This is a genomic window from Haloarcula halobia, from assembly GCF_029338255.1.
Lineage (GTDB): Archaea > Halobacteriota > Halobacteria > Halobacteriales > Haloarculaceae > Haloarcula > Haloarcula halobia.
This window is the reverse complement of record NZ_CP119787.1, coordinates 1,273,309-1,293,198: the sequence shown is the minus strand read 5'-3', so window position 1 is coordinate 1,293,198 and position 19,890 is coordinate 1,273,309. Positions and strand designations below refer to the sequence as shown.

29 protein-coding genes and 2 pseudogenes are annotated in these 19,890 nt (G+C 68.5%); 16 read left to right on the top strand and 15 right to left on the bottom strand.

The genetic code is table 11. The features are described 5' to 3' along the window. Nucleotides 1–28: 28 nt before the first annotated feature. The gene (locus P1K88_RS06875; RefSeq protein WP_276413629.1) at nt 29–238 is read left to right on the top strand and encodes a hypothetical protein; all 210 of its coding nucleotides are present in this window, start codon (nt 29–31) and stop codon (nt 236–238) included. 9 nt (nt 239–247) lie between these two features. Further along, entirely contained in the window at nt 248–649 is a 402-nt protein-coding gene (locus tag P1K88_RS06870) for a hypothetical protein (protein WP_276413627.1), read from the top strand. Here the strand turns inward: P1K88_RS06870 and P1K88_RS06865 are convergent. From P1K88_RS06865 to P1K88_RS06855, 3 genes are all read right to left on the bottom strand, one after another. Further along, complete coding sequence (locus tag P1K88_RS06865; protein WP_276413625.1) at nt 630–1,241, bottom strand: DUF6517 family protein; 612 nt, start codon at nt 1,239–1,241, stop codon at nt 630–632. The genes P1K88_RS06870 and P1K88_RS06865 overlap by 20 nt on opposite strands. A gap of 9 nt (nt 1,242–1,250) precedes the next feature. Beyond that, nucleotides 1,251–1,577, bottom strand: a complete 327-nt coding sequence (locus tag P1K88_RS06860; RefSeq protein WP_276413623.1) for a transcription factor S — start codon at nt 1,575–1,577, stop codon at nt 1,251–1,253. A gap of 154 nt (nt 1,578–1,731) precedes the next feature. Next, nucleotides 1,732–2,751 carry a cell division protein CdpA domain-containing protein gene (locus P1K88_RS06855; protein WP_276413621.1) on the bottom strand — a complete coding sequence of 340 codons (1,020 nt, stop codon included), beginning with the start codon at nt 2,749–2,751 and terminating at the stop codon, nt 1,732–1,734. 112 nt (nt 2,752–2,863) lie between these two features. On the opposite strand from P1K88_RS06855, the gene P1K88_RS06850 reads away from it, so the two are divergent. After that, entirely contained in the window at nt 2,864–3,151 is a 288-nt protein-coding gene (locus tag P1K88_RS06850; RefSeq protein ID WP_276413619.1) for a DUF5789 family protein, read from the top strand. A 228-nt stretch (nt 3,152–3,379) separates the two neighbouring features. Here P1K88_RS06850 and P1K88_RS06845 read toward each other — a convergent pair whose 3' ends face one another. Then, on the bottom strand, nt 3,380–3,553 hold the full coding sequence (locus P1K88_RS06845; RefSeq protein WP_276413617.1) for a hypothetical protein: 174 nt from the start codon (nt 3,551–3,553) through the stop codon (nt 3,380–3,382). Nucleotides 3,554–3,688: 135 nt separating this feature from the next. On the opposite strand from P1K88_RS06845, the pseudogene P1K88_RS06840 reads away from it, so the two are divergent. Continuing rightward, nucleotides 3,689–3,930 (top strand): annotated as a pseudogene (locus P1K88_RS06840) (APC family permease); the annotation flags it as partial. Between the two features lie 320 nt (nt 3,931–4,250). Here the strand turns inward: P1K88_RS06840 and P1K88_RS06835 are convergent. Both P1K88_RS06835 and nreA read right to left on the bottom strand, forming a co-directional pair. Continuing rightward, nucleotides 4,251–4,433, bottom strand: coding sequence for a hypothetical protein (locus P1K88_RS06835; RefSeq protein WP_276413615.1), 183 nt, complete (start codon nt 4,431–4,433; stop codon nt 4,251–4,253). Between the two features lie 47 nt (nt 4,434–4,480). Then, on the bottom strand, nt 4,481–5,770 hold the full coding sequence (gene nreA / locus P1K88_RS06830; protein ID WP_276413613.1) for a DNA repair protein NreA: 1,290 nt from the start codon (nt 5,768–5,770) through the stop codon (nt 4,481–4,483). A 105-nt stretch (nt 5,771–5,875) separates the two neighbouring features. Between nreA and P1K88_RS06825 the strand changes: the two genes are divergently transcribed. The 3 genes from P1K88_RS06825 to P1K88_RS06815 all read left to right on the top strand — a co-directional run bounded on the left by P1K88_RS06825 (nt 5,876) and on the right by P1K88_RS06815 (nt 7,513). Next, nucleotides 5,876–6,271, top strand: a complete 396-nt coding sequence (locus P1K88_RS06825; protein ID WP_276413610.1) for a hypothetical protein — start codon at nt 5,876–5,878, stop codon at nt 6,269–6,271. Nucleotides 6,272–6,369: 98 nt separating this feature from the next. Then, the gene (gene rnhA, locus P1K88_RS06820; RefSeq protein WP_276413608.1) at nt 6,370–6,966 is read left to right on the top strand and encodes a ribonuclease HI; all 597 of its coding nucleotides are present in this window, start codon (nt 6,370–6,372) and stop codon (nt 6,964–6,966) included. Next, nucleotides 6,959–7,513, top strand: coding sequence for a DUF7108 family protein (locus tag P1K88_RS06815; RefSeq protein ID WP_276413606.1), 555 nt, complete (start codon nt 6,959–6,961; stop codon nt 7,511–7,513). The genes rnhA and P1K88_RS06815 overlap by 8 nt, the downstream gene beginning before the upstream one ends. A 17-nt stretch (nt 7,514–7,530) precedes the next feature. On the opposite strand, the gene P1K88_RS06810 is transcribed toward P1K88_RS06815, so the two are convergent. Then, entirely contained in the window at nt 7,531–7,890 is a 360-nt protein-coding gene (locus P1K88_RS06810; RefSeq protein WP_276413604.1) for a PadR family transcriptional regulator, read from the bottom strand. Between the two features lie 279 nt (nt 7,891–8,169). Here P1K88_RS06810 and P1K88_RS06805 point away from each other — a divergent pair, with 279 nt between their 5' ends. The 3 genes from P1K88_RS06805 (at nt 8,170) to P1K88_RS06795 (ending at nt 10,371) form a co-directional block, all read left to right on the top strand. After that, nucleotides 8,170–8,703: an inorganic diphosphatase gene (locus P1K88_RS06805; RefSeq protein WP_276413602.1), complete on the top strand. Its 534-nt coding sequence runs from the start codon at nt 8,170–8,172 to the stop codon at nt 8,701–8,703. Nucleotides 8,704–8,820: 117 nt separating this feature from the next. Then, the gene (locus tag P1K88_RS06800) at nt 8,821–8,943 is read left to right on the top strand and encodes a hypothetical protein (RefSeq protein ID WP_276413601.1); all 123 of its coding nucleotides are present in this window, start codon (nt 8,821–8,823) and stop codon (nt 8,941–8,943) included. 81 nt (nt 8,944–9,024) lie between these two features. Next, complete coding sequence (locus P1K88_RS06795; protein WP_276413599.1) at nt 9,025–10,371, top strand: alkaline phosphatase family protein; 1,347 nt, start codon at nt 9,025–9,027, stop codon at nt 10,369–10,371. Nucleotides 10,372–10,409: 38 nt separating this feature from the next. Here P1K88_RS06795 and P1K88_RS06790 read toward each other — a convergent pair whose 3' ends face one another. Further along, entirely contained in the window at nt 10,410–11,483 is a 1,074-nt protein-coding gene (locus tag P1K88_RS06790; protein ID WP_276413597.1) for a tubulin/FtsZ family protein, read from the bottom strand. Nucleotides 11,484–11,568: 85 nt separating this feature from the next. Continuing rightward, complete coding sequence (locus tag P1K88_RS06785) at nt 11,569–11,844, bottom strand: MarR family transcriptional regulator (protein WP_276413595.1); 276 nt, start codon at nt 11,842–11,844, stop codon at nt 11,569–11,571. 132 nt (nt 11,845–11,976) lie between these two features. On the opposite strand from P1K88_RS06785, the gene P1K88_RS06780 reads away from it, so the two are divergent. Beyond that, complete coding sequence (locus tag P1K88_RS06780) at nt 11,977–12,507, top strand: SRPBCC family protein (RefSeq protein WP_276413593.1); 531 nt, start codon at nt 11,977–11,979, stop codon at nt 12,505–12,507. Between the two features lies 1 nt (nt 12,508). Here the strand turns inward: P1K88_RS06780 and P1K88_RS06775 are convergent, their stop codons facing one another. Then, on the bottom strand, nt 12,509–13,201 hold the full coding sequence (locus P1K88_RS06775; protein ID WP_276413591.1) for a halocyanin domain-containing protein: 693 nt from the start codon (nt 13,199–13,201) through the stop codon (nt 12,509–12,511). A gap of 148 nt (nt 13,202–13,349) precedes the next feature. On the opposite strand from P1K88_RS06775, the gene P1K88_RS06770 reads away from it, so the two are divergent. Together P1K88_RS06770 and P1K88_RS06765 are read left to right on the top strand one after the other, a co-directional pair. Next, on the top strand, nt 13,350–14,141 hold the full coding sequence (locus P1K88_RS06770; protein WP_276414125.1) for an aldo/keto reductase: 792 nt from the start codon (nt 13,350–13,352) through the stop codon (nt 14,139–14,141). Nucleotides 14,142–14,243: 102 nt separating this feature from the next. Further along, complete coding sequence (locus tag P1K88_RS06765) at nt 14,244–14,984, top strand: hypothetical protein (protein ID WP_276413589.1); 741 nt, start codon at nt 14,244–14,246, stop codon at nt 14,982–14,984. Between the two features lie 65 nt (nt 14,985–15,049). Here P1K88_RS06765 and P1K88_RS06760 read toward each other — a convergent pair whose 3' ends face one another. The 3 genes from P1K88_RS06760 to dnaJ all read right to left on the bottom strand — a co-directional run bounded on the left by P1K88_RS06760 (nt 15,050) and on the right by dnaJ (nt 17,621). Beyond that, a complete protein-coding gene (locus P1K88_RS06760) occupies nt 15,050–15,235 on the bottom strand; it encodes a DUF7333 family protein (protein WP_276276651.1) in 186 nt (61 codons plus the stop codon). A 161-nt stretch (nt 15,236–15,396) separates the two neighbouring features. Next, nucleotides 15,397–16,146: a hypothetical protein gene (locus P1K88_RS06755; protein ID WP_276413587.1), complete on the bottom strand. Its 750-nt coding sequence runs from the start codon at nt 16,144–16,146 to the stop codon at nt 15,397–15,399. Between the two features lie 323 nt (nt 16,147–16,469). Next, entirely contained in the window at nt 16,470–17,621 is a 1,152-nt protein-coding gene (gene dnaJ, locus P1K88_RS06750) for a molecular chaperone DnaJ (RefSeq protein ID WP_276413585.1), read from the bottom strand. 152 nt (nt 17,622–17,773) lie between these two features. Between dnaJ and P1K88_RS06745 the strand changes: the two genes are divergently transcribed. From P1K88_RS06745 to P1K88_RS06735, 3 genes and pseudogenes are all read left to right on the top strand, one after another. Next, nucleotides 17,774–18,295, top strand: a complete 522-nt coding sequence (locus P1K88_RS06745; protein WP_276413583.1) for a hypothetical protein — start codon at nt 17,774–17,776, stop codon at nt 18,293–18,295. A 42-nt stretch (nt 18,296–18,337) separates the two neighbouring features. Beyond that, a complete protein-coding gene (locus P1K88_RS06740) occupies nt 18,338–18,538 on the top strand; it encodes a Rieske (2Fe-2S) protein (RefSeq protein ID WP_276413581.1) in 201 nt (66 codons plus the stop codon). Then, nucleotides 18,514–18,780: pseudogene (locus P1K88_RS06735) on the top strand (Rieske (2Fe-2S) protein); the annotation flags it as partial. The gene P1K88_RS06740 and the pseudogene P1K88_RS06735, both read left to right, overlap by 25 nt. 45 nt (nt 18,781–18,825) lie before the next feature. On the opposite strand, the gene P1K88_RS06730 reads toward P1K88_RS06735, so the two are convergent. Both P1K88_RS06730 and P1K88_RS06725 read right to left on the bottom strand, forming a co-directional pair. Beyond that, entirely contained in the window at nt 18,826–19,302 is a 477-nt protein-coding gene (locus P1K88_RS06730; protein ID WP_276413577.1) for an Ig-like domain-containing protein, read from the bottom strand. A gap of 42 nt (nt 19,303–19,344) precedes the next feature. After that, on the bottom strand, nt 19,345–19,815 hold the full coding sequence (locus P1K88_RS06725; RefSeq protein WP_276413575.1) for a PUA domain-containing protein: 471 nt from the start codon (nt 19,813–19,815) through the stop codon (nt 19,345–19,347). Nucleotides 19,816–19,890: the final 75 nt, after the last annotated feature.

Below are 19,890 nucleotides of genomic sequence, written 5' to 3'. Positions count from 1 at the left end.
AACGTCAGCGAACCGTATAACCGACCGTATGAGCGACACAGACGCGCCCGAGGAGACACAGACCTGGCCAGAGCTCGCGATCAGCCTCTATGACCGCCTGACCGGACGCAACGCCGAGATAACGTACGAGTTCGAGGACATGGAGGTCGACGTCCCGAGCAAGACGGGCGACGACCCGGAGTACGCCCACTGGCGCCTCGACGGGACGCTCACGGTCAAGACGCGCGAGCGTGAGTGAGTGGCGACAGTGACGGCGGCGCGCACGACCGACGAACCGATAACGACGGTCGCGGAGCTGCTGGACCGCCTCGAACGGCGGCCGGAGCTGTCCGTCGAGGCCGACCTCGAGGTGACGATAGACGGGACGACGGTCACGGTGCTTGGCTACGAGGACCTGGTGGCCGTCGACTGCCCGTCGCTCCCGAGCGCCGTCGACCTGTTCCGCCGGCACCGGTCGGAGTCGATGGACGTCGCCGCCGGCCTGGCCTCGACCGGCCTGACCGCCGAGGTGCGCGTCCGCGGCGTCCCGCTGGCCCGCATCGGCCACGGAGCGACGCCGAGCGGGCTAGCAGGGATGCTCGGGCTCGGACCGGTCGAACTCGTCCCGGAGGGGCTCTTGCTAGCCGCGGTCACTCGACGGCGCGGATGAGCGAGAGCAGGTCGTCGCGGTACTCCCTGGCGGTCCGGCAGAGCACGTCCGGCGGGTCCTCGAGACCCAGCACGTCCGCGACCCTGTCGTCCGGATAGGCGCCGGCCGCGATGCGGAACCCGTCGCCGTGCCAGACAGCGACCCACCCAGTCACCGACAGCGTCTCGCCGACGTCCCCGACGTCGACTGACGCCGAGTACGACCTGAGTCGCGCTCGGTCGCCCGAGTCGACGCGGATCCGCTCGCGCCGCCCCCGGTCGACGTTGCGGAACCCGCGGTCACGCAGCTGGTCGGCGAACGCCGAGACGGCCTCCGAACGCACCGTCGGCAACACCATCGGCGCGCCGATGCCCGGGGCGAGCGGTGGCTCGAACGTCAGTCGCGTCGCGAAGAAGAAGCGCCACTGCTGGTCGACGCTGACCGCCTCTCGGGCCGCCCCCCGCGTCCGGTCGTCGTCGTAGAGCCTGGTCGCGCCGACGACCCTCGCCGTCGGCATCTCGAAGACCGTCTCGACGGTCTCGTCGGCGATCGTCCACCCGCCCGCAGAGAGGCGGTCGGTCGGGAGCACCGGGAACGCGGCGTCGTCAGACACGCTCTGGCCTCAGTGGTCGTCCTCGCGCCACTTGTGCTCGCACTCGGTGCAGGTGAAAAAGCGCGTCTCGGACTCGTCGGCCGCACGGATCTGCTTCATCTCGTAGAAGGCCCGGTCGTTGCCACACTCCGGACACCGCGCGTTCGTCGTCGGCCCCATGTCCGCGGCGTCGACCTCCGAGGTGTCGACGACCTCCGAGGCCTCCTGGCCCTGCGTGGTGACGGCCGTCTGTTTCTCCGTCTCGGCGTCACGCGGTTTCTCGTAGCCGCAGCTGCCACAGACCCAGGTATCGCCCTCTGTCTTCATCATCGAACCGCAGTCGTCGCAGAACTCCATTGGTGTCCCCCTGTATGCTCGGCGGGCGTGTTAAACGCCCGGGTTCGTCGTCGCGGAGAGGTGTCGGTCGGCAGACGAGAGCAGTGCCGGGGCTCGCGGACGGTTCGAAGCAGCAGCCCAGCGACATGGGAGGACCGGAAAACGGGGCGGGGGCTCAGTCGTTTCGCATCCACGCCGAACAGGGGTCCATGTCGTCCATGACCTCCGCGTGGTAGGTGCAGTAGGGCTGGATGTCCTCGCCCTCCATCACGTACTGGAAGTGCCGGCAGTTGCCACAGTAGGTGTCCGGTTCACCCCGGTGGACGGCCGTCTCCGTGATGGGGTCGTGGCCCGTCTCCGTCGTCGTGCCGCCGTCGGTCGAGGGGGAGGCCTCGGGGCCGGCGTTGGCGATGCGGGGATCCAGCGAGTGCTCAGAGGGACCCATCGCCGACACGCCGCCGGACGGGGACGACGTGTCGGTGGTCGACTGGGAGGACCGGCCGGCGGCGTGTGGTCGGTCACGAGACTGGGACGCAGACGACTGCTGTGCCGCCGGGTCGGACTGGGACCCGCCGTCGCTGACCGCGCCCGAGTCCGCCCCCGGCCGGTTGGTCTGGGTCTCGACGGTGCCGTCGGGGTCCTGGCCGAAGAACCCGATGCCGCCCAGACCGGGAATCGAGCGTGCCTCCTCGACCAGTCTGATGGTCCCCGCCTCGGTGACCGCCATGTGTGCGGTGCCGCCGGGGTCGTTGCGTGTCTTGAACGTCGCGAGCGCGACGAACAGACACCAGAACGTCGTCACGACGCCGGCGAAGTAGACGAAGCCGGCGAGTGAGGCCAGCAGCGGTGCGCCCTCGAGCCAGCTGTACGGGTAGAGGTGCTGGAACAGGGCGACGCCGAAGACGGCCACGCCCAGGCCGAGGCCGGCCGTCGCCCTGATCTGTCGCCCCGCGGGCAGGACGACGAACACACCCAGGACCACCGCCGGGAGCGCCAGTCCAGCGACGATACCGGCGACCTCGCGCGCGGCGTACCCGTCCAGTCCCAGCACCGACCCCAGCCCCGTCGTCGCGAGGGCGATGGCCCCGACGAGGCCGGCCGCCCCCGCGACGAACAGGGCCGTCCCGGCGAACTGGCGCCGGCGCGACGCGATGCGTCCGACGTCCCCCTCGTAGACGTCTGTCAAACTGGTCATGGCGAGCTGTACCACGGCCACCGACAAAACTACCCGTCAGACAGAGGCAAGACGGGCGTACGGCCGGCACGTTTCCGAAAGCACTAATCGGGCCCGCGGGTACAGTCGGGGTATGAGCGACGACGAGAGCGAGGAAGAGGAGGCGCCGGCGGTCGAACTCGGCGAGGGGCCCGACGTCGAGGGCGCGCCGCTGGCGCGCGTCTCGGCGCGACTCACCTGGGGCATCGAACACAGCACCATCGTCGAGCGCGAGGGGGAGACCACCATCCGGACGCCCGACGGCCCCCGGGAGCTGGCCGAGGTCCTCGAAGAAGTCGACGTGCCGTACTTCGCGGACCGCAACGAGTTCGAGAACGCAGTTCGGGACGTCATCGGCACCGGGCCGGTCCCGACCGAGTGAAGCGGGTCTCCCGGTCGGTGTCCCGCACAGAGACCACTGTCGTCCGAGTCACCGGCACGGCCCAGAGTCTTTAGTCTGCGGTCGGTGACGTGGGTCGCTGACGGGCGCTCTCGCAGGTCACCGACGGTCCTCGGCGCACGTGACGCGAACGCATGGAGTCGACGGCAAGGCGGGGACGGCGAGCGCTGGAACAGTCAGCGAGCGGTGTCGTACGAGGCGCCTGCGCGCTCACCGCATGTTCTCGAGCGCACAGACCGTATCGGAGATGAGCCACTCGGTCTCGGGGTCGTCGCCCTCGATGCTCAGGGCACAGAAGTCGTCGCGACCGTCGTCGACGGTGATGCGGAACGCGCGGCTGGAGAGGGGCTCGGCGGGCCCGGGCCCACGCCTGTCGGAGGTCATAGGTTCCCCTCACGGATTGGCACCGATAAACGAGTCGATTCGTTCCCGGACAGGCACGAGACCTGCTAACACGGCCGTCGAGACCCACAGTAATCGACGGACGACTCTGCGTTCGAGCCCAGTCCTGGATCGTGTATGGCCAGCGAGGAGCCCGGACAGAACATCCGCGGCGAGACCCCCAACGTGGAACCGACAGTCGAGACGAACGGGGCGACCACCACCGACGACGCCGAGCTCGAGCGGCCCATCGGGCTCACCGCTGGCCTCGCCATCGGTATCGGGACGATGATCCGGGCAGGCATCTTCGTCTTCCGGGCCTCGCGGCCGGACCAGCCGCCGGGTCGTTCGCCATCGGCGGCGTCGTCGCACCACTGGTCGGCGACCGGGACATCGACGTCACGCTACTGGTCGTCGGCGAGGGAGACCCGTCACAGACGCGACTCGACGAAGCGGCCGAGCACCTCGCGACTGCGGGCGTCGATGTCACGACGAGCCACCAGGCGGGCACTCCCTTCGAGGCGCTCGTCGACACCGCCCGGGCCACGACGCCATCGACATGGGTCAGCGTGCCCCGTCGCTCGCCTCGCTCGTCTGGGGCGAGGAACCCGACCGGGTCGCGGCGGGGTCGGTCGGTCCGGTGCTCGTCGTCCGTCGGGAGGACGAGGACACGGTGACGGACCGGCGGGAAACTGGGACCTCACTCCTCGCTCGACGCGCCCTCGCGCTCCTGGGTCGCTTCACGCCGGCCGCGGCGCTTGCCGACGACGTAGCCACCGGCGGCGAGCAGGAGCGGGAGCGGTACCAGGAACAGTCCGAGTAGCAGGACGACGATGAGGAGTTCGGGGCCGCCAGGCAGTCCGGGGAACAGGAGGGCGAACATACAGGCTCTCTGGCCCACCAGCGTGAAATTTGTTGTCCCGGGTCGCCTCAGAAGTCCGACAGCGTCGACTGCAGTCCGGCGACGAGCTGAGACTTGCGGCGGAGCGCCCCCATCGGGACCGGCAGCTGGTCGGCCACGGCTGAGAGCGTCTCGCCGAACGTCTGGCCGACGCCCGGTTCGCCCTCGAAGGCGTTACGGACGCCCTCGCGGACCTGCCAGACGCCGACGGGCGCCCAGTAATCGTCGGTTATCTCACGCAGGACGAGACACTTCGCCTGGCGGCCCCGGTCCTGGAGGTGGTCGAGCACGCCCAGGCGGGCGGCGTAGTAGGCCCCGGCCGTCTCCTCGACGTAGCCGGTGCGACCCTCGTACCCCTCGTGAGCGCTGGCGAGGTAGTAGCCCGCTCCCGGGTTCGGGTTCCAGACGCTCTCTGGGGCCTTCATCTCGACGAGTTCGAACTCCCAGCGCCCCGGCGAGAGCAGCACCCAGTAGCGGTTGCCCATGTACTCGTTGTACCACACCTCGGGCTTGTCGATGGTGTCGCTGTTGTGGACGGTCCCCCGGAGGTACTGGCCGACGGTGTCGTCGACGGCCGTGATAGACCACCGGGTCGGCACGAGCGAGCGCTCGCTGGCCTGGCCCAGCGCACCCGCCGAGAGGATGGTGTTGATGTCGTAGACGTCGAATCCCCGCCGGTAGAGGTACGTCATCGCTCCTTCGGCGCGCCAGTCGTCGTCCGAGAGTGTCTTTTGCACCGGGCGGGGAACGTGGGGGTTCTCCGTGAGGTCGGCCCGCTTCGCGCGGGCCCGCGGCCCCGTCGGCGTGGAGACGTCGTCGAAGGCCACGTCGAGGTCTGGTTTCCCGTCGAGGCCGACCTCCACGCCGACGGCGTGGTCGGCGATGGCCACCTCGCGCTGGACGCCGACGAAGCCCGTCCAGACGTCGTGGACGCCCGACTGCCCGCGACCGCCCCCCGTGCTCACCGCGTCGACGGACGTCGGCTTCGCCGAGTTGACCATTCCGGTGCGGCGCTGGAGGACGTCCTCGATACCCAGCCCCTGCTGGTACCACTCGCCGCTGGTCGCGAAGTCGTCAGCGGCGGCCCCGGTATCCACCGGTGAGAGCAGTCCCGTCGAGACGTTCGGGTAGCCCGACCGGCCGACGAATATCTCGGGGGCCGTCGAGCCCACGAGCGTGTCGCCCTGGAGGGCCTGCTCGAACTGTCGCTCGACGTCCTCGAGGTGGTCCGTGATGGCGTAGGACTTCTCGGCGGCGAGGCGACGGCGCTCGGCGGCCTCGTCGCGCTCGAACCCCTCGATGAACTCGTCGAGTTGCATCTATTCGCAGTTGCCCCCCGGCGGGCATCAATGTGTCCCCCGGCGACCGAAAGAGCATGAACAACTATTAGGAGGGCGCCGGAAGAGCGGGGTAGTGAGACTGACATGGTAGACGCACTCAAGTGGCTCGGACTCGTCGCAACGATACTCAGCCTCGTCGTCGTCATCCTGTCGAGCGTGTTCTCGATTCCGTACGTCCAGGCGCTCATCAACCTGCTCGTCGGGGAGTTCGTGGTCATCGCCCTGGCCCATTCCACGTACCGCATCTCGTCGGGCAAGCAGGCGAGCCCCATGGCGGCGGGGGTGGCGATCGTCGGCGGCATCGTGCTGGCGGCGACGCCGTACCTGTTTGCGCGCTTCGACCCGTACCTGACCATCCAGCTGGTCTGTAGTCTCCTCATCGTCGCGTCGGGCATCGGCGTCTTCGCCGACCGCATCGTCGGCGGGGAGGAGGGGCGCCAGACCGGTGCCCAGCGCATCGCTGGCCGCTCGAGCAGCTGATCGCGTCGAGTCTCCGTTTTCCACTCACCGCACCGAAAGCGCCTGCCTGCTCCGGCGGACCACAACGGCTTTGCCCGCCCGTCGGCCACCCTCGGACGATGCCGGTCATCGAGTGCGACCCGACCGCCGCCCGAGAGCGTCTGGAAGCCGACGGCGTCCCCGTGGAGTCGGGGAACACGCCGCACGAACGCTGGCGCGCCACACACGCGGGCGCCACCGCCGTCGCCTACGACGGGAAGGTCGTCGTCCAGGGTGGCGACACCGCGCGACTGGAGGCGCTGCTGCGAGCTGACTCGGGCGGCCGCGTCCACGTCTACTTCGACGGTGCCTCTCGCGGGAACCCTGGCCCGGCCGCCGTCGGGTACGTCCTCGTCGACGACAGCGGCATCGTCGCCGAAGGCGGCGAGACCATCGGCCGGGCGACCAACAACCAGGCCGAGTACGCCGCGCTCGTGCGGGCGCTGGAGGTCGCCACGGAGTACGGATTCGACGAAGTCCGCGTCCGGGGTGACTCGGAGCTCATCGTCAAGCAGGTCCGGGGCGAGTGGAACACGAACGACCCCGACCTGCGCGAACAGCGGGTCCGCGTCCGGGAGTTCCTGATGGACTTCGACGACTGGCACATCGAGCACGTTCCGCGAGAGATAAACGACCGCGCGGACCAACTAGCCAACGACGCACTCGACGATGACTGACCTGCCACCCGAGGTACTGGAGGAAGCGGAACGGCTCACCCGACTCGCACGCGAGGTGGTCGACGACGCGGAGGCGACGGCGTACGTCGACAGACGGGACGCGTTGCTGGACAGCCACGACTTCACCGCGCGCGTCAGAGCGGACGACACCGGCGACGTGCTGGTCTGTCACCCACAGGAGTGGGTGGAAGACGGCGTCATCCGTCCCGAGCGGGTCGAGGACGTCGACCGGGGCGTCGAGATCCAGCTCAGCGGGCCCGGCGACCCCGAAGAGTGGGACGCCGTCGAGGAGCGCAACCGTGCAGTGGCCACGGCCGTCGAGGAGGAGCACGGCCCGGTCCACGGGGCCACCGCGTCGGCACTGGCGGACTTCATGGGCAACCATTACGCCAAGCCGATCGCGGAGGCGACCCCCGACGAACTCGCGGAGTTCAAGACGGAGTACTTCCCGCGGAACGCCTGGCCGAGCGACGAACAGCGGGCGCTGCTGGAGGAGTCTGTTCGGTTGACCGTCGAAAAATCTGGGAATCGAGTACTCGAGCCGTAACGCCGAGTAAACGGCGATTACTTCTGGCTCTCGACCAGGTTCTCGAGCATGCCGGCGCGGTCGCCGTCCGTGACGAACTTCGAGAACTCCCAGCCGAGCTGGTCGAGGACCGCTTCTTTGCCGTCCTCGGTCAGTGCGTACTGGTTCGTTCGCTTGTCGAGTTCGCTCTTTTCGACCAGACCCATCTCGACCAGGTCGTCGAGGTTCGGGTACAGGCGACCGTGGTTGACCTCGTCGTCGTAGTACGACTCGAGCTCGCGTTTGATAGCGAGGCCGTACCGTGGCTCTTCGGCCAGGATGACCAGGATGTTCTGCTGGAAGGCCGTGAGGTCCTTCGCGATGCCGGGGCTTGCGTCGAGTGATTGTGCCTCTGACATAGTTAGTACGATGTCACCACAGTACTTAACACTTGTTAACTTCAGCCTAAGAGACAGGACAAATCAGGGGACCGCGGCCCCGTAACGGGGTATTGGCCAGTGTCAGGGGGTACTCAATTTACACTGGCCACTCCGGCGTCGGTGTCGGTGTGTGTCGGGCCGTAGCCGCTAACTACTCCTTGTAGTAATATCTCGATAGCACCTAAAAATACCTTCCGGTCGTCCAGACCGAGAGACATTACGAAAGGACTTTTTGACGCCCCGGTCCACTCCGAGACGATGACGAACCTCTGGGAAGATCTGGAAACCGGACCGAACCCACCCGAAGAGATCTACGCCGTCGTCGAGTGTCTCAAGGGCGAGCGCAACAAGTACGAGTACGAGAAGGACATCCCCGGTGTCGTCCTGGACCGCGTGCTCCACTCGAACGTCCACTACCCCTCGGACTACGGGTTCATCCCGCAGTCGTACTACGACGACGAGGACCCCTTCGACGTGCTGGTCCTCGTCGAAGATCAGACGTTCCCCGGCTGTGTCATCGAGGCCCGCCCGGTCGCGCTCATGAGGATGGACGACGACGGCGAGCAGGACGACAAGGTCATCGCCGTCCCGAGCGAGGACCCGCGCTACGACCACATCGAGGACCTCGAGGACATCCCACAGCAGACGCTCGACGAGATCGACGAGTTCTTCGCGACGTACAAGAACTTAGAGGAGGGCAAGGAAGTCGAGACGCAGGGCTGGGAGGACAAGCAGGCCGCGATGGACGCCATCGAGCACGCCCAGGACCTCTACGACGAGCATTTCGACTGAGCCGGCGGTTCAGTCGGCGTTCCAGACGGTATATCCGTGGGTAATGACGGCAGGAGTTGCCGATGAGTTATGAGCATGGGTAATTATTAGGCCGTTCGGTCGGTATATCCCGATACGATGGCGACCCATCAGACCGACCCGACGCTCGAACACGAACCGGGCGCGCCGGGCCGCGAGGAACCCCCGATACCCGGAATCGCACACCTGACCGTCGTCCCGGCGAACGCCGAGGACGCCTGATCGACGCCGGCGTCGGTTGCCGCCAGGTGCGACCCGGTTGCGAAAAGAAGTTTCTTGTCCCTGACCGCTATACCGGGTCACATGGGACTATTCGACCGACTGAAAGGAGATAGCGGCCCCCGCGTGGCCTTCTTCGGCATCGACGGCGTTCCGTACAGCCTCATCGACGAGCACCCGGACGTGTTCCCGAACCTCACCGAGCTCGCCGCCGACGGGAGCGCCGGCCCCATCGACAGCATCGTCCCTCCGGAGTCCAGCGCCTGCTGGCCGGCGCTGACGACCGGCGTCAACCCCGGTGAGACGGGCGTCTACGGCTTCCAGGACCGTGAGGTCGGCTCCTACGACACCTACGTCCCGATGGGGCGTGACGTCCAGGCGACCCGGCTCTGGGACCGCGTCGCCGAGGACGGCCGCGACGCCACCGTGATGAACGTCCCCGTCACCTTCCCGCCCCAGCGTAACGTCCAGCGGATGGTCTCGGGGTTCCTCTCACCGGGCGTCGACAAGGCCGCCTACCCCGACGACCTGCGCGAGACGCTCGAGTCGAACGGCTACCGCATCGACGTCAACGCCAAACTGGGCCACAGCGACGACAAGAGCGAGTTCGTCGAGGACGCCCACGAGACCCTAGAGAAGCGCTTCGAGACGTTCAAGCAGTACGTCGAGGCCGACGACTGGGACCTCTTTTTCGGCGTCTTCATGACCACCGACCGGGTCAACCACTTCCTGTTCAGGGACTACGAGCGCGACGGCGAGAACCAGGAGGCGTTCTTCGAGTTCTACCGCACGGTCGACGACTACCTCGGTCGCCTGCGCGACCTGCTGCCCGACGACGTGACCATGGTGGTCGCCTCCGACCACGGGTTCACGTCGCTGGACTACGAGGTCCACTTCAACGAGTGGCTCGAACAGGAGGGCTGGCTCGAGTACGACGACGACGAGCACAGCGAACTCGGCGACATCGCCGACGACACGACGGCCTACTCGCTCATCCCCGGGCGATTCTACATCAACCTCGAGGGCCGTGAACCCCGCGGGAGCGTCCCCGAGTCCGAGTACGAGACGGTCCGGGCGGACCTGAAAGAGCAACTCGAGGCCCTCGAGGGGCCTGACGGCAAGAAGGTGGCCGAACGCGTCGTCACCCGCGAGCAAGCGTTCCGCGGCGACCACGACGACATCGCGCCGGACCTCGTGGTCATCCCGAACCACGGCTTCGACCTGAAGGCCGGCTTCAAGGGCTCCGAGGACGTCTTCGGCGTCGGCCCGCGAAACGGGATGCACAGCTTCGATAACGCCTCGCTGCTGGTCGACGACCCCGAGGTCCGCATCGAGGACGCCGACCTCTTCGACATCGCCCCGACCATCCTCGACCTGCTCGACCACGACTACGACCGGACGTCGTTCGACGGCAGCAGCCTGGTCCAGTAGGGTCCTCATCCCCAGCGTCTTTCGAACGCGCCGCCGCCTTACAGCAGGTTGTCCAGGTCCTCGTTGTCGAACTCCTCCGGGTCGACCTTCTTGCCCTGGGACGTCGCGGCCTCCCGAGCGCGGTCCAGGAACTCGTCGATACGGGGCGACCGCTCGACGCCCGAGAGCACCACGAGCGCCGCGATCTTCGAGGAGGCCAGCGGGAAGTCCCCGCCACGGACCTCCATGCTCCCGGTCTCGTCCTCGACCCACCGGCGCGCCCGTTCGACCCCCTTCCGCGAGAGGCGCTCCGGGTCGCCGGCGACGACCAGCAGCGCCTTGTCGGCCTCGACGGCGTTTGGCAGACTCATGCTCGAGAGCAGCGCCTTCCGGGTGACGCTCGTGACGACGTTGACGTTCTCCGCGGGGTCCTCGCTGGCCGTCGCGCTGGCGTAGCCCAGCGACGCGAGGCCGCCGCCCCGGAGAGTGTTGATGATCTCCGAGGAGTCGACGACGCTCTCGCCGACGCCCTCCGTTGTCTCGCCACTGGCCAGCAGGAGGCCGACCCGCTGGGAGATGGCGTCGTTGATGCGCTCGTAGCCCGCCGCGACGCTGTCGCCGCTGCCGCGCCAGGCGTCGTTGTCCACGAGGAGGAGGGAGTCGGCCTCGCGGGCGGTAGTCTTCAGCGAACGGCCGGCGTTGGCCTGGTAGATGCCCCCCTCGTCGCGCCCGGGGAGGACGCCCAGTACGTAGACGGGGATGTCGTAGATGCGCTTGAGCTCGCGCGTGAGCATCGGCGCGCCGCCGGATCCGGTGCCGCCACCGAGGCCGGCGACGACCACGACCGCCTCGGCTTCGGAGGTAAGCCGACCGTCCAGGTCGTCGAGCACCTCGGCGGCGTTCTCCTGCATCACCTGTGCGCCCAGCTCGTTGTCGCCGCCGACCCCGTGGCCCTTGACCCGGTCCTGGCCGATGAGGGTCGTGTCGATGTCGAGGTTCTGGAGGTCCGCACGGGCGGTGTTGACCGCCAGCGCCCCCCGTACCGCCTCGAACCCCATCTCGTAGTCGAACTCGGCGATCGACTGGGTTATCTTGCCCCCAGCCTGGCCGACACCAATCAGGACGACTTTCATATCCAACGTCTTGGCAGGCCGACTAATCAACGTTGCCCCGGACGGGACGGGCCGGTCGGGGAGAACGGCCACCGCCCCGGCGAGCTCACTCGATGCGCAGCGAGTAGATGCGCTTTCGCGCGTCGGCAAAGGAAAACCGGGAGTCGACGGCGCCGACGTCCTCGAGTCGGTTCAGCGCGTAGCGAACGGTCCGTGGCGGCAACAGCGTCTCGTCTGCAAGCTGGCTCTGGGTCAGCGTGTCGTTGTACTCCAGTACCTTGGCGACGAGCTTCGCACTCGGGGGCAGGTCCCTGACCGCGTCCCACCCCGTGGGCTCGGAGTCTCCGTCCGCCTCGGCGTGCTGGATGTCGGAAGCACTCATGCTACTATCCCGTATCGGATACAGCGTAATAATATTGTCTGTTCCAGATTATGCACAGAATGAATCTTCCGGCAATTACCGCGCCGCCGGGTCGCCCGAAAGTTTACGACGCGAACCCACCGCCTAGGGGACGTGGACGAGATCGAGGTCAGTACCGTGGTGCGCGTGCCCCCGGAGCGACTGTACGAGTTCCTGCTCGACTTCCCGGGCTATGCCCGCTACTCGGAGTACATCGACCAGGTTCGACAGGACGGCGACGGCGCGCCGGGGACTCGCTACGACCTCGTGTTCTCGTGGTGGAAGCTGACCTACACCGCCAGGTCCGAGGTGACGGCGGTCGACCCGCCACACAGTATCGACTGGAAACTCGTCAAGGACATCGACGCGGAGGGTCACTGGATAGTCGACCCGGCCCCGGAGGAAGCACCCGCAGACGCCGACGCGGCCTCCCGCGTCGTGCTCCGCATCGCGTTCGACCCCGGCTCGGCCTCGAAAGACGCCGTCGACCTGCCACGACTGGTCTCGCTGGACTGGGTCATCCGGAAGGTGGTCCCGCTGATTCGACGGGAGGCGGAGCGTATCGTCGAACGCGTCGTCGCGGACCTCGAGGGCGAACGCCGGGCGGTCGACCTCGATATTCGGAGCGACGGCGAGACGGTCTGAGTTACTCCTCGCCGGGCGTCTCGTAGTCGCCGCCGTAGCGGATGAAGAAGTACGCGAGCCCCAGCGTCGCCACCATGACGAACGACGTCGCGACGCCGAGGGTCTTCGCGCTGCTGGGCACCTGCGGGGACCCGCCCCCACCGCCGCCACCGCCGCCACCGCCACCGCCGCTGTCTGCGGTCGGGTAGTCCGTCCCGACGACGATGGCGGCTTTCATCCCCAGTCCCTCGTGGGGGACACAGACGTACGGGTAGATGCCGTCCTCCTCGAAGGTGTACTCGTAGTTGACGCCGGCGTTCGAGACGGGGTCGCCGGAGTCGAGTGGGCCCTCGCCGTCCGAGACGACGTTGTGGCCACCGCCCTCGCCGGTCCACTCGAACAGGACCGTCGCGCCGTTGTCGACGTGCACCGCGGGCGGGTCGAAGGCGAACGCGCCGCCGTTGCCCTGCGCGCCGACCGAGACTGTCACCTCGCTCTGGCCGGTGGCGTCGACGGTGGTCCCGTCGTAGTTGCCGACCTGGTCGAGGAAACCGCCGTAGTCCGGCGGGCCGCTGCTCCCCCCGCCACCGCCACCGTCACCTTCGGTCCCGTTTTCCTGTGCCGCCGCCGTTCCTGTCGCGGCCGAGGCAGCCGTGACCCCCGCGGCCGTCCGCAGGAAGGCCCGACGAGATACGTCGACACTACCGTCTGTCATACTCGACCGTTGTGGGGGCCGGGTTCTCAATATGTCGGTTTCCGCCGGCGGGGTGACCGCCAGTCCACAACCCATTTCCGGGGGACGCCCCTGACATCTCGGGATGACACCTGCAGCCAACCCCGACGCGGTCCCGCGGGCCGACGGCATGCCGATGCTCGGCCTCGGAACCTGGCAGAACGACGACCACGACCAGTGCGCCGAGAGCGTCCGGACCGCCCTCGAGCGTGGGTACCGGCATATAGACACCGCACAGGCCTACGGGAACGAAGCCGCCGTCGGCGAGGGCATCGCGGCGGCCGACGTCGACCGCGAAGACGTCTTCCTCGCGACGAAGGTGTGGAACTCGAACCTCGCCCACGACGACGTGCTCGCGTCGACCGAGGCGAGCCTCTCGAAGCTCGGCGTCGACGCCGTGGACCTGCTGTACGTCCACTGGCCCGCAGGCGCATACGACCCCGAGGGGACGCTCTCGGCCTTCGACGAGCTGTACCGACAGGGCAAGATCCGCAACGTCGGCGTCTCGAACTTCGAGCCCCACCACGTCGAGACGGCACTGGAGACGCTCGAGGCCCCGCTCTTTGCCAACCAGGTCGAGATGCACCCCTTCCTGCAGCAACGGGAACTGCGCGACCACGCCAGCGAACACGACTACGAACTGGTCGCCTACTCGCCGCTCGCCCGCGGCGGCGTGTTCGACGACGACGTCCTCTCGGCCATCGCCGACGACCACGGCGTCAGCGAAGCGCAGGTCAGCCTCGCCTGGCTGCGCGAGAATGGCGTCACCGCCATCCCGAAGGCGACCGGCGAGGCCCACATCCGCGACAACCTGGCGAGTCTGGACCTCGACCTCTCCGAGGAGGACGTGGCGCGCATCGACGCCATCGAGCGCACGGAGCGGCGCGTCAACCCGGGCTTCGGCCCCGACAGCTGGGACTGACTCGCGGCGGTCCACGGCGTCTGACGCGCGTCGGATTGTTTCGCCGCGTACGGCCCGTACCGAGCCTCAAACTTTTAAACGGGGTAGGTCAAACCCTGGTGTATGTCTACCGGGAACCAGGGGATCGTCGGCGCGATGCGCTTCGACCTCCGTCGGTTACACGAGACGTGGATGGAACTGGTCTATCCACGGCAGCGCGGCGCACGGGATACGGTCCTCGGAACGTGGACACCCGACAGCCAGGCCGGGATGCTCCTCTACCGGGCCTGGGCCGCGCTGGGGATGCCCGTCGTCGCGATCATCTACCCGCTGGTCCTGTTCGGGACCGTCGTCCGCTTCCAGACGCGGCGCATCGGCGGCACGGCGACGCGACTCGGCCTCGTCGGCGTCGTGGTGCTCTCGCTGCTCGTCTGGGGCGGGCTGGTGGCGCTGGCCCGGTTCGAACTGGACCTCATCGCCGGCGGGTTCACCGCCATCGCCATCGCCGGCGGCGTCGCGACGCTCTCGGCCGCGCTGGCCGTCGGCTTCCGGAGCGTCGGTGGGCGCGCGACGACCGTCCTGCTCGCCTTCCCGCTGGCGATGACCGCCATCTTCCTGCCCCCGGTGGTCGCGGCGCTGTTCTCGACGGCCGTCGCCCAGGTCGTCCTGCCCGGAAGCGACGCGCTGGCACGCTACATCCTCTTTGACCTGCTGGACTCGAACCGCATCGCCCAGTTCTTCGTCCAGAACTTCGAGCGCGAGGGGGCCGCCTACGTCCTGATGTGGCTCGGCTTCTCGTTCCCGGTCGGCTGGCTACTGGGGCTGCTGGTGACGCTCGCCGACGTCGTGCGACCGACCGAGTGACGGCAGCAGCCGCTCGGCCGTTTTGAGACTTCGACGAAGCGGCGCCCGGCGACCGACCCGGACCGCTACGGACTGGCGCGGAACTCGCCGTGTTTCATCCCGAAGAAGAACGCGACGACCGAGAAGACGATCATCGAGGGGAGGACCATCATGAACACCGTCGAAGGGGTCATCATGGCTGTGAGCGCGACCGTCGCGACGGCCACGATCACGACGAGGGGCACCACCGAGCGCGTGAAGTCGTACTCCATACCCGGTGTTGCGACCGAACGGACAAAACCCTTGAGAAACCGGACCGGCCGGGTAGCCAACCGACGAGCGGCAGCGCGGAACCGGGGTGACGAGCCGCCACACCGGACTGGCGTCTCCGGCCCCCTCTCGACGCACATCTGTCAGTGCCCTGTATCGCGTCTCACACTGAGACGTCGGCCGGCCGGACCACCGTCGACTCGGGCACGTCGTCGTCGGGTGCGACCGCGAGGTCCGCAGGCTCGTCGCCGCCGAGCAGCACCGTCGCGCCAACGCGCATCGGGGCGATGAGGCCGCCGACGAGCGCGCCCGCGGTGGTGACCGGCGCCCGGAGCGCGACGGCCGTCCCGGCGTCGACGCCGTAGTCCTCGACGACGCGCTGGGCCGCCGCCAGCAGGTCGCCGTGGGTGTAGGTCCGGTCGCCCGCCAGCGCGGCGTCGGCGGGCCCCACCTCGCCCGGCGGCTGGAGCGGGTTCTCGCTCCAGAGTTCGCGCTCGAACTGCGCCACCGTGGGGTCGTCGCTGGGCCCGCCGTAGGCCAGCGCCTTCGTCCCCGGTGCCAGTTCGTACCGGTCGAGCCAGTTCGCCGGCGAGACGAGCGCCGTCGCGTCCACGGCCCCCGGCGGGTCCAGGTCGACGACGGCGCCGTCAAGCGTCGCGGCCAGCACCGCCAGCAGCGCGTCGGGCCCGTCACGGAGCACACCGGGTTCGTCCTCATCGGTCGGGTTCTTCGGTCCGGCGACCACCGCGACGCGGGTCCCGTGGCGCACGCCGTAGTGGCGCATGAGGTTGCCCGCCTTCCAGGCGTTCGTACAGAAGTCCCGGTAACTGTAAGGCGCGGCGCGCTCTGGCGACGTGAACAGGACACCCTCGCGCTCGCGACCGGCGGCGACGAGCTCTCGCAGCGTTTGCATGGGCGCCGGTTGGGCGGGGACGGCCAAAAGCGCGACGAGTGGCTCGCGATTGGTGGAGTGATGGGCGTAACAGTGGGTTCGAACGTGAACAGCCAGAAAGCCCCGACCCGCTGGACGAAGGCGGACGACGTAAGCACCGCAACGAACGTCGTGAGTGCGGAGCGCAACGAGTCCCCCGAGTCCAGCGGGTCGCCCCTTTCAGTCCCACCCGCTAACGGCTGGTCACCAGTCGTGGGGCGGGACTGAAAGGCAGCGAGGGACCGTTGGTCCCTTGGGGGCTTTCTGACTGTCAGAGAAGCCGCTACAGAATCGGAGACGACGACTTACAAAGAGTTCTTGAGCTTCTCGAAGAAGCCCTCCTCGACGTCGACCTCCTCGCCGCCGGCCTCGGCGAACTGCTCGAGGGCTTCCTGCTGTTCCGTGTTCAGGTCCTCGGGCGTGACGACCTGGACCTGGACGTAGAGGTCCCCGTGGCCGCGGCGGCGCAGGCGGGGCATCCCTTTGCCCTGGAGGCGGAAGACCTCGCCGCTCTGGGTGCCGCCGGGGACGTCGACCTCCACCTCGCCGTCGATGGTCGGGACGGTGATGGTGTCGCCGAAGACCGCCTGCGGGAACGAGATGGCGTGCTGGTGAGAGAGGTCGTCGCCGTCGCGCTCGAAGTCCGGGTGGTCGCGGACGGTGACCTCGATGAGCAGGTCGCCGTTGGGCCCGCCGCGTTCGCCGGGGGCACCCTCACGTTCCATCCGGAGGGTCTGTCCGTCGGAGATGCCGGCCGGGATCTCGACCTCCAGGGTCGCCTCGTTCCGGACGACGCCGTCGCCGCCGCAGGTCCCACAGGTCTCCTCGTAGAGTTCGCCCTCGCCCTCGCAGCGCCGGCAGGTCGCCGTCTGCTGGACGCGGCCCATCGGCGTCTGCTGGACGCGGGTGGTCTGTCCCTGGCCGTTACACTCCGGACAGGTCCGGGAGTCGGTCCCGGGCGGGTGGCCGGCGCCGTCACACTCCCCGCAGGTCTCCGGGCGCGTGACCGAGAGCTGCTTGTTCGCGCCGTGGTAGGCCTCCTCGAGGTCGATCTCCATGCGCGTCTGGAGGTCCTGGCCCTGGCGGGGTCGATTGCCGCCGCGACCGCCCCCGCCGCCGAAGAACTGGTCGAAGATGTCCTGCATGTCGAAGCCGCCGGCCCCGCCGAAGGGGTCGCCGCCCATGCCGCCGGCCCCGCCGGCGCCGCCGCCACCGACGCCACCGCGCTTCTGGGCCTGCTCGAAGCGCTCGTGGCCCACCTGGTCGTACATCTGGCGCTTCTCCTCGTCGGTGAGCACCTCCTTTGCCTTCTTGGCCTTCTTGAACTTCTCCTCGGCGTTCGGATCGTCGCTGACGTCCGGGTGGAACTCCCGGGCTTTCTCCCGGTAGGCCTCCTTGATCTCGTCCTCAGAGGCGTCGCGGGAGACACCCAGTATCTCGTAGAAGTCCTGGCTCATTCGTTGTGGGCAGATACCGTATTGAGATACTTGAATAGAACGGCTCTCGGTCGAGAGGCAAGTGCGACCCGCGACGCCGGTGCCGTCCCCCGAATGACCGCGGCGCACGCAGGGCGGGAAACTTATCTGCACCCCGACAGACAGTTCGACCAATGAGTCCGGCCGGACCGACCGACGCGCGCGCGGCGCTGCCACTCGAGCGACTGGCAGTCTGGGGGCTGGCGGTGCTCGCGGTGGTCGCCCTGGCCGGCCTGGTCGTCGGCCCGGGGGCCGATCTGCGGACCGACTCCCCCGACGTCGTCGTCGAGGCCGAGTTCGACGCCGAGACGGGGGCGGTGACGCTCACCCACGCCGGCGGCGATCGGCTCACCGGGACCGCGACGGACGAACTGGCCGTCGCCGTCACCGACGCCGACCGGAACGCCACGACCACGGTGGTCTGGGCCGACGAGTCGGCGCTCCCGGTCGGCGAGGGCGCGCAGTTCGTCGTCGACGACCCGCGGGTCGACAGCGACGGCGACGGTGACTTCCACGACGGCGACGCGACCGTGGGCTTCCACCTCGAGGCCGGCGACACCGTCGCCGTCGTCTGGACCGGCCGCCCCCTCGGCGCGCCGGACACCCGGACCGAGACGCTGGCGACGGTGCCGCTCGTCAACGGCACGAGCGCGTGACCCCGGCGGAAGGACCTTGTGAATCCGTGCCGAACGTCGGGTATGTCGTCCGACCAACTCGTTGCGGTCGCGGACCTCGCGACGCTGGAACGGGAGGGCCACGACGTCGCCGACGCCGGCGGCCACACCGTCGCGCTCTTCCACCACGAGGAGGAGGTGTACGCCGTCGACAACCGGTGTCCGCACATGGGCTTTCCACTGGCGAAGGGCACCGTCGAGGACGGCCTGCCGACCTGTCACTGAAACGCACCTTCGGCGAGGGGCTACTGCGCGAAGACTCCAGCTTCCACACCCTCCAGAACGTCGAGGCGGCGTTCCGACAGTCCGACCACGCCGAGAGCGACCGCGAGCGTCGAGTGCCCCTGATTGCGACGGCGCGCTACATGGCCGCACACTTCCCGACCCGCCGGGAGCGAGAACAGACGTTCACCATCGCCCACCGGCTGTTCCGGGGCGAGCAGATTCACGGGGACGAGTCGACCTGAGACCAGCGGCCGGCAGTACTGCGGACTCCGGAGCCTCTCGGGTCCTTACTCTTCGAAGTACATCCGAATCCCGTCCATCGAGAGTTCCACGATGGCGTTTGAACCCATCCGAATGTCGTAGGGTCCGACGGGGAACGGGTCCGTCTCCGACGGCCCGCCCTCGATAGCGACGGTCACCTCGTAGGACCCGGTCTGACTGATTCCGGTGTCGAGTTGCTGTGTCCCGCCAGCAGCGACGGTGGTGGCCTGTTCGAACACCGTCTCCTCGGCGCGCGTGATCGTGACCTCGACAATCAGTTCCCGCTCGGTGGTGTTCCGGAGGTCGACCGCGATGGGGTCGTCGGGGTCCGGTGTGACGTCGGTCGTCGACGTGGGTTCGGTGGTGGGCGGCTCCGACGTCGTGGTTCGGGTCCGCGCGTCGGTAGCCGTCCCGTCGTCGGTTCCGGGCGTTCCCGGTGCGGAACAGCCAGCGAGCGACACAGTGGTGAGGGCGAGGGTGGCAAGGACCTGGCGGCGGCGCATACCGGCGGTTCCGACGGTCGTAGTAAAGGTCTTCTGTGGCGATCAGGCGTCGTCGGCCCCGTGGCGCACCTTCACGGCCATCCCGGTGTCGAAGTCGGCCATGCCGTGGCCGGGCAGTTCCACACGGCCCACCGCGAGCAGGTGGCCCTCGGCGTGGACCACGAGCGCCTCGTCGCCCGGCCGCAGGTCCCGGTCGGCGTCCTGGACGAACTTCGCGAAGGCGTTGCGCCCCTCACGGACGAACGGTTCGCTCTCGTCGCCGACGACGACGCGGTGGCGTGGCGCGTCGAACCCATCGAGGAGGCGGCGTCCGCCGGCGACCCCGAGGGTGTAGCGGCCGTCGGTGCCGTAGGTAGCCAGCCGGCCGCTGTCGGCCAGGACCTGTCGGGGGCGGCCGGAACTGGTGTGGGTCACCTCGATAGCGTCGGGGGCCGGAAAGAGCGTCGCGCCCGCGCCGCGGCCGAACTGGTAGTCGGCGGCGCGGCGGAGGCTCCGGAACTCGCGGTCGGTCATCGTCCGTCCTCGACGCCCCGGCGACAACCGACTTTCGGTCCGCGGGCGGGCGCGGGAAAACCACGCAGGCAGACC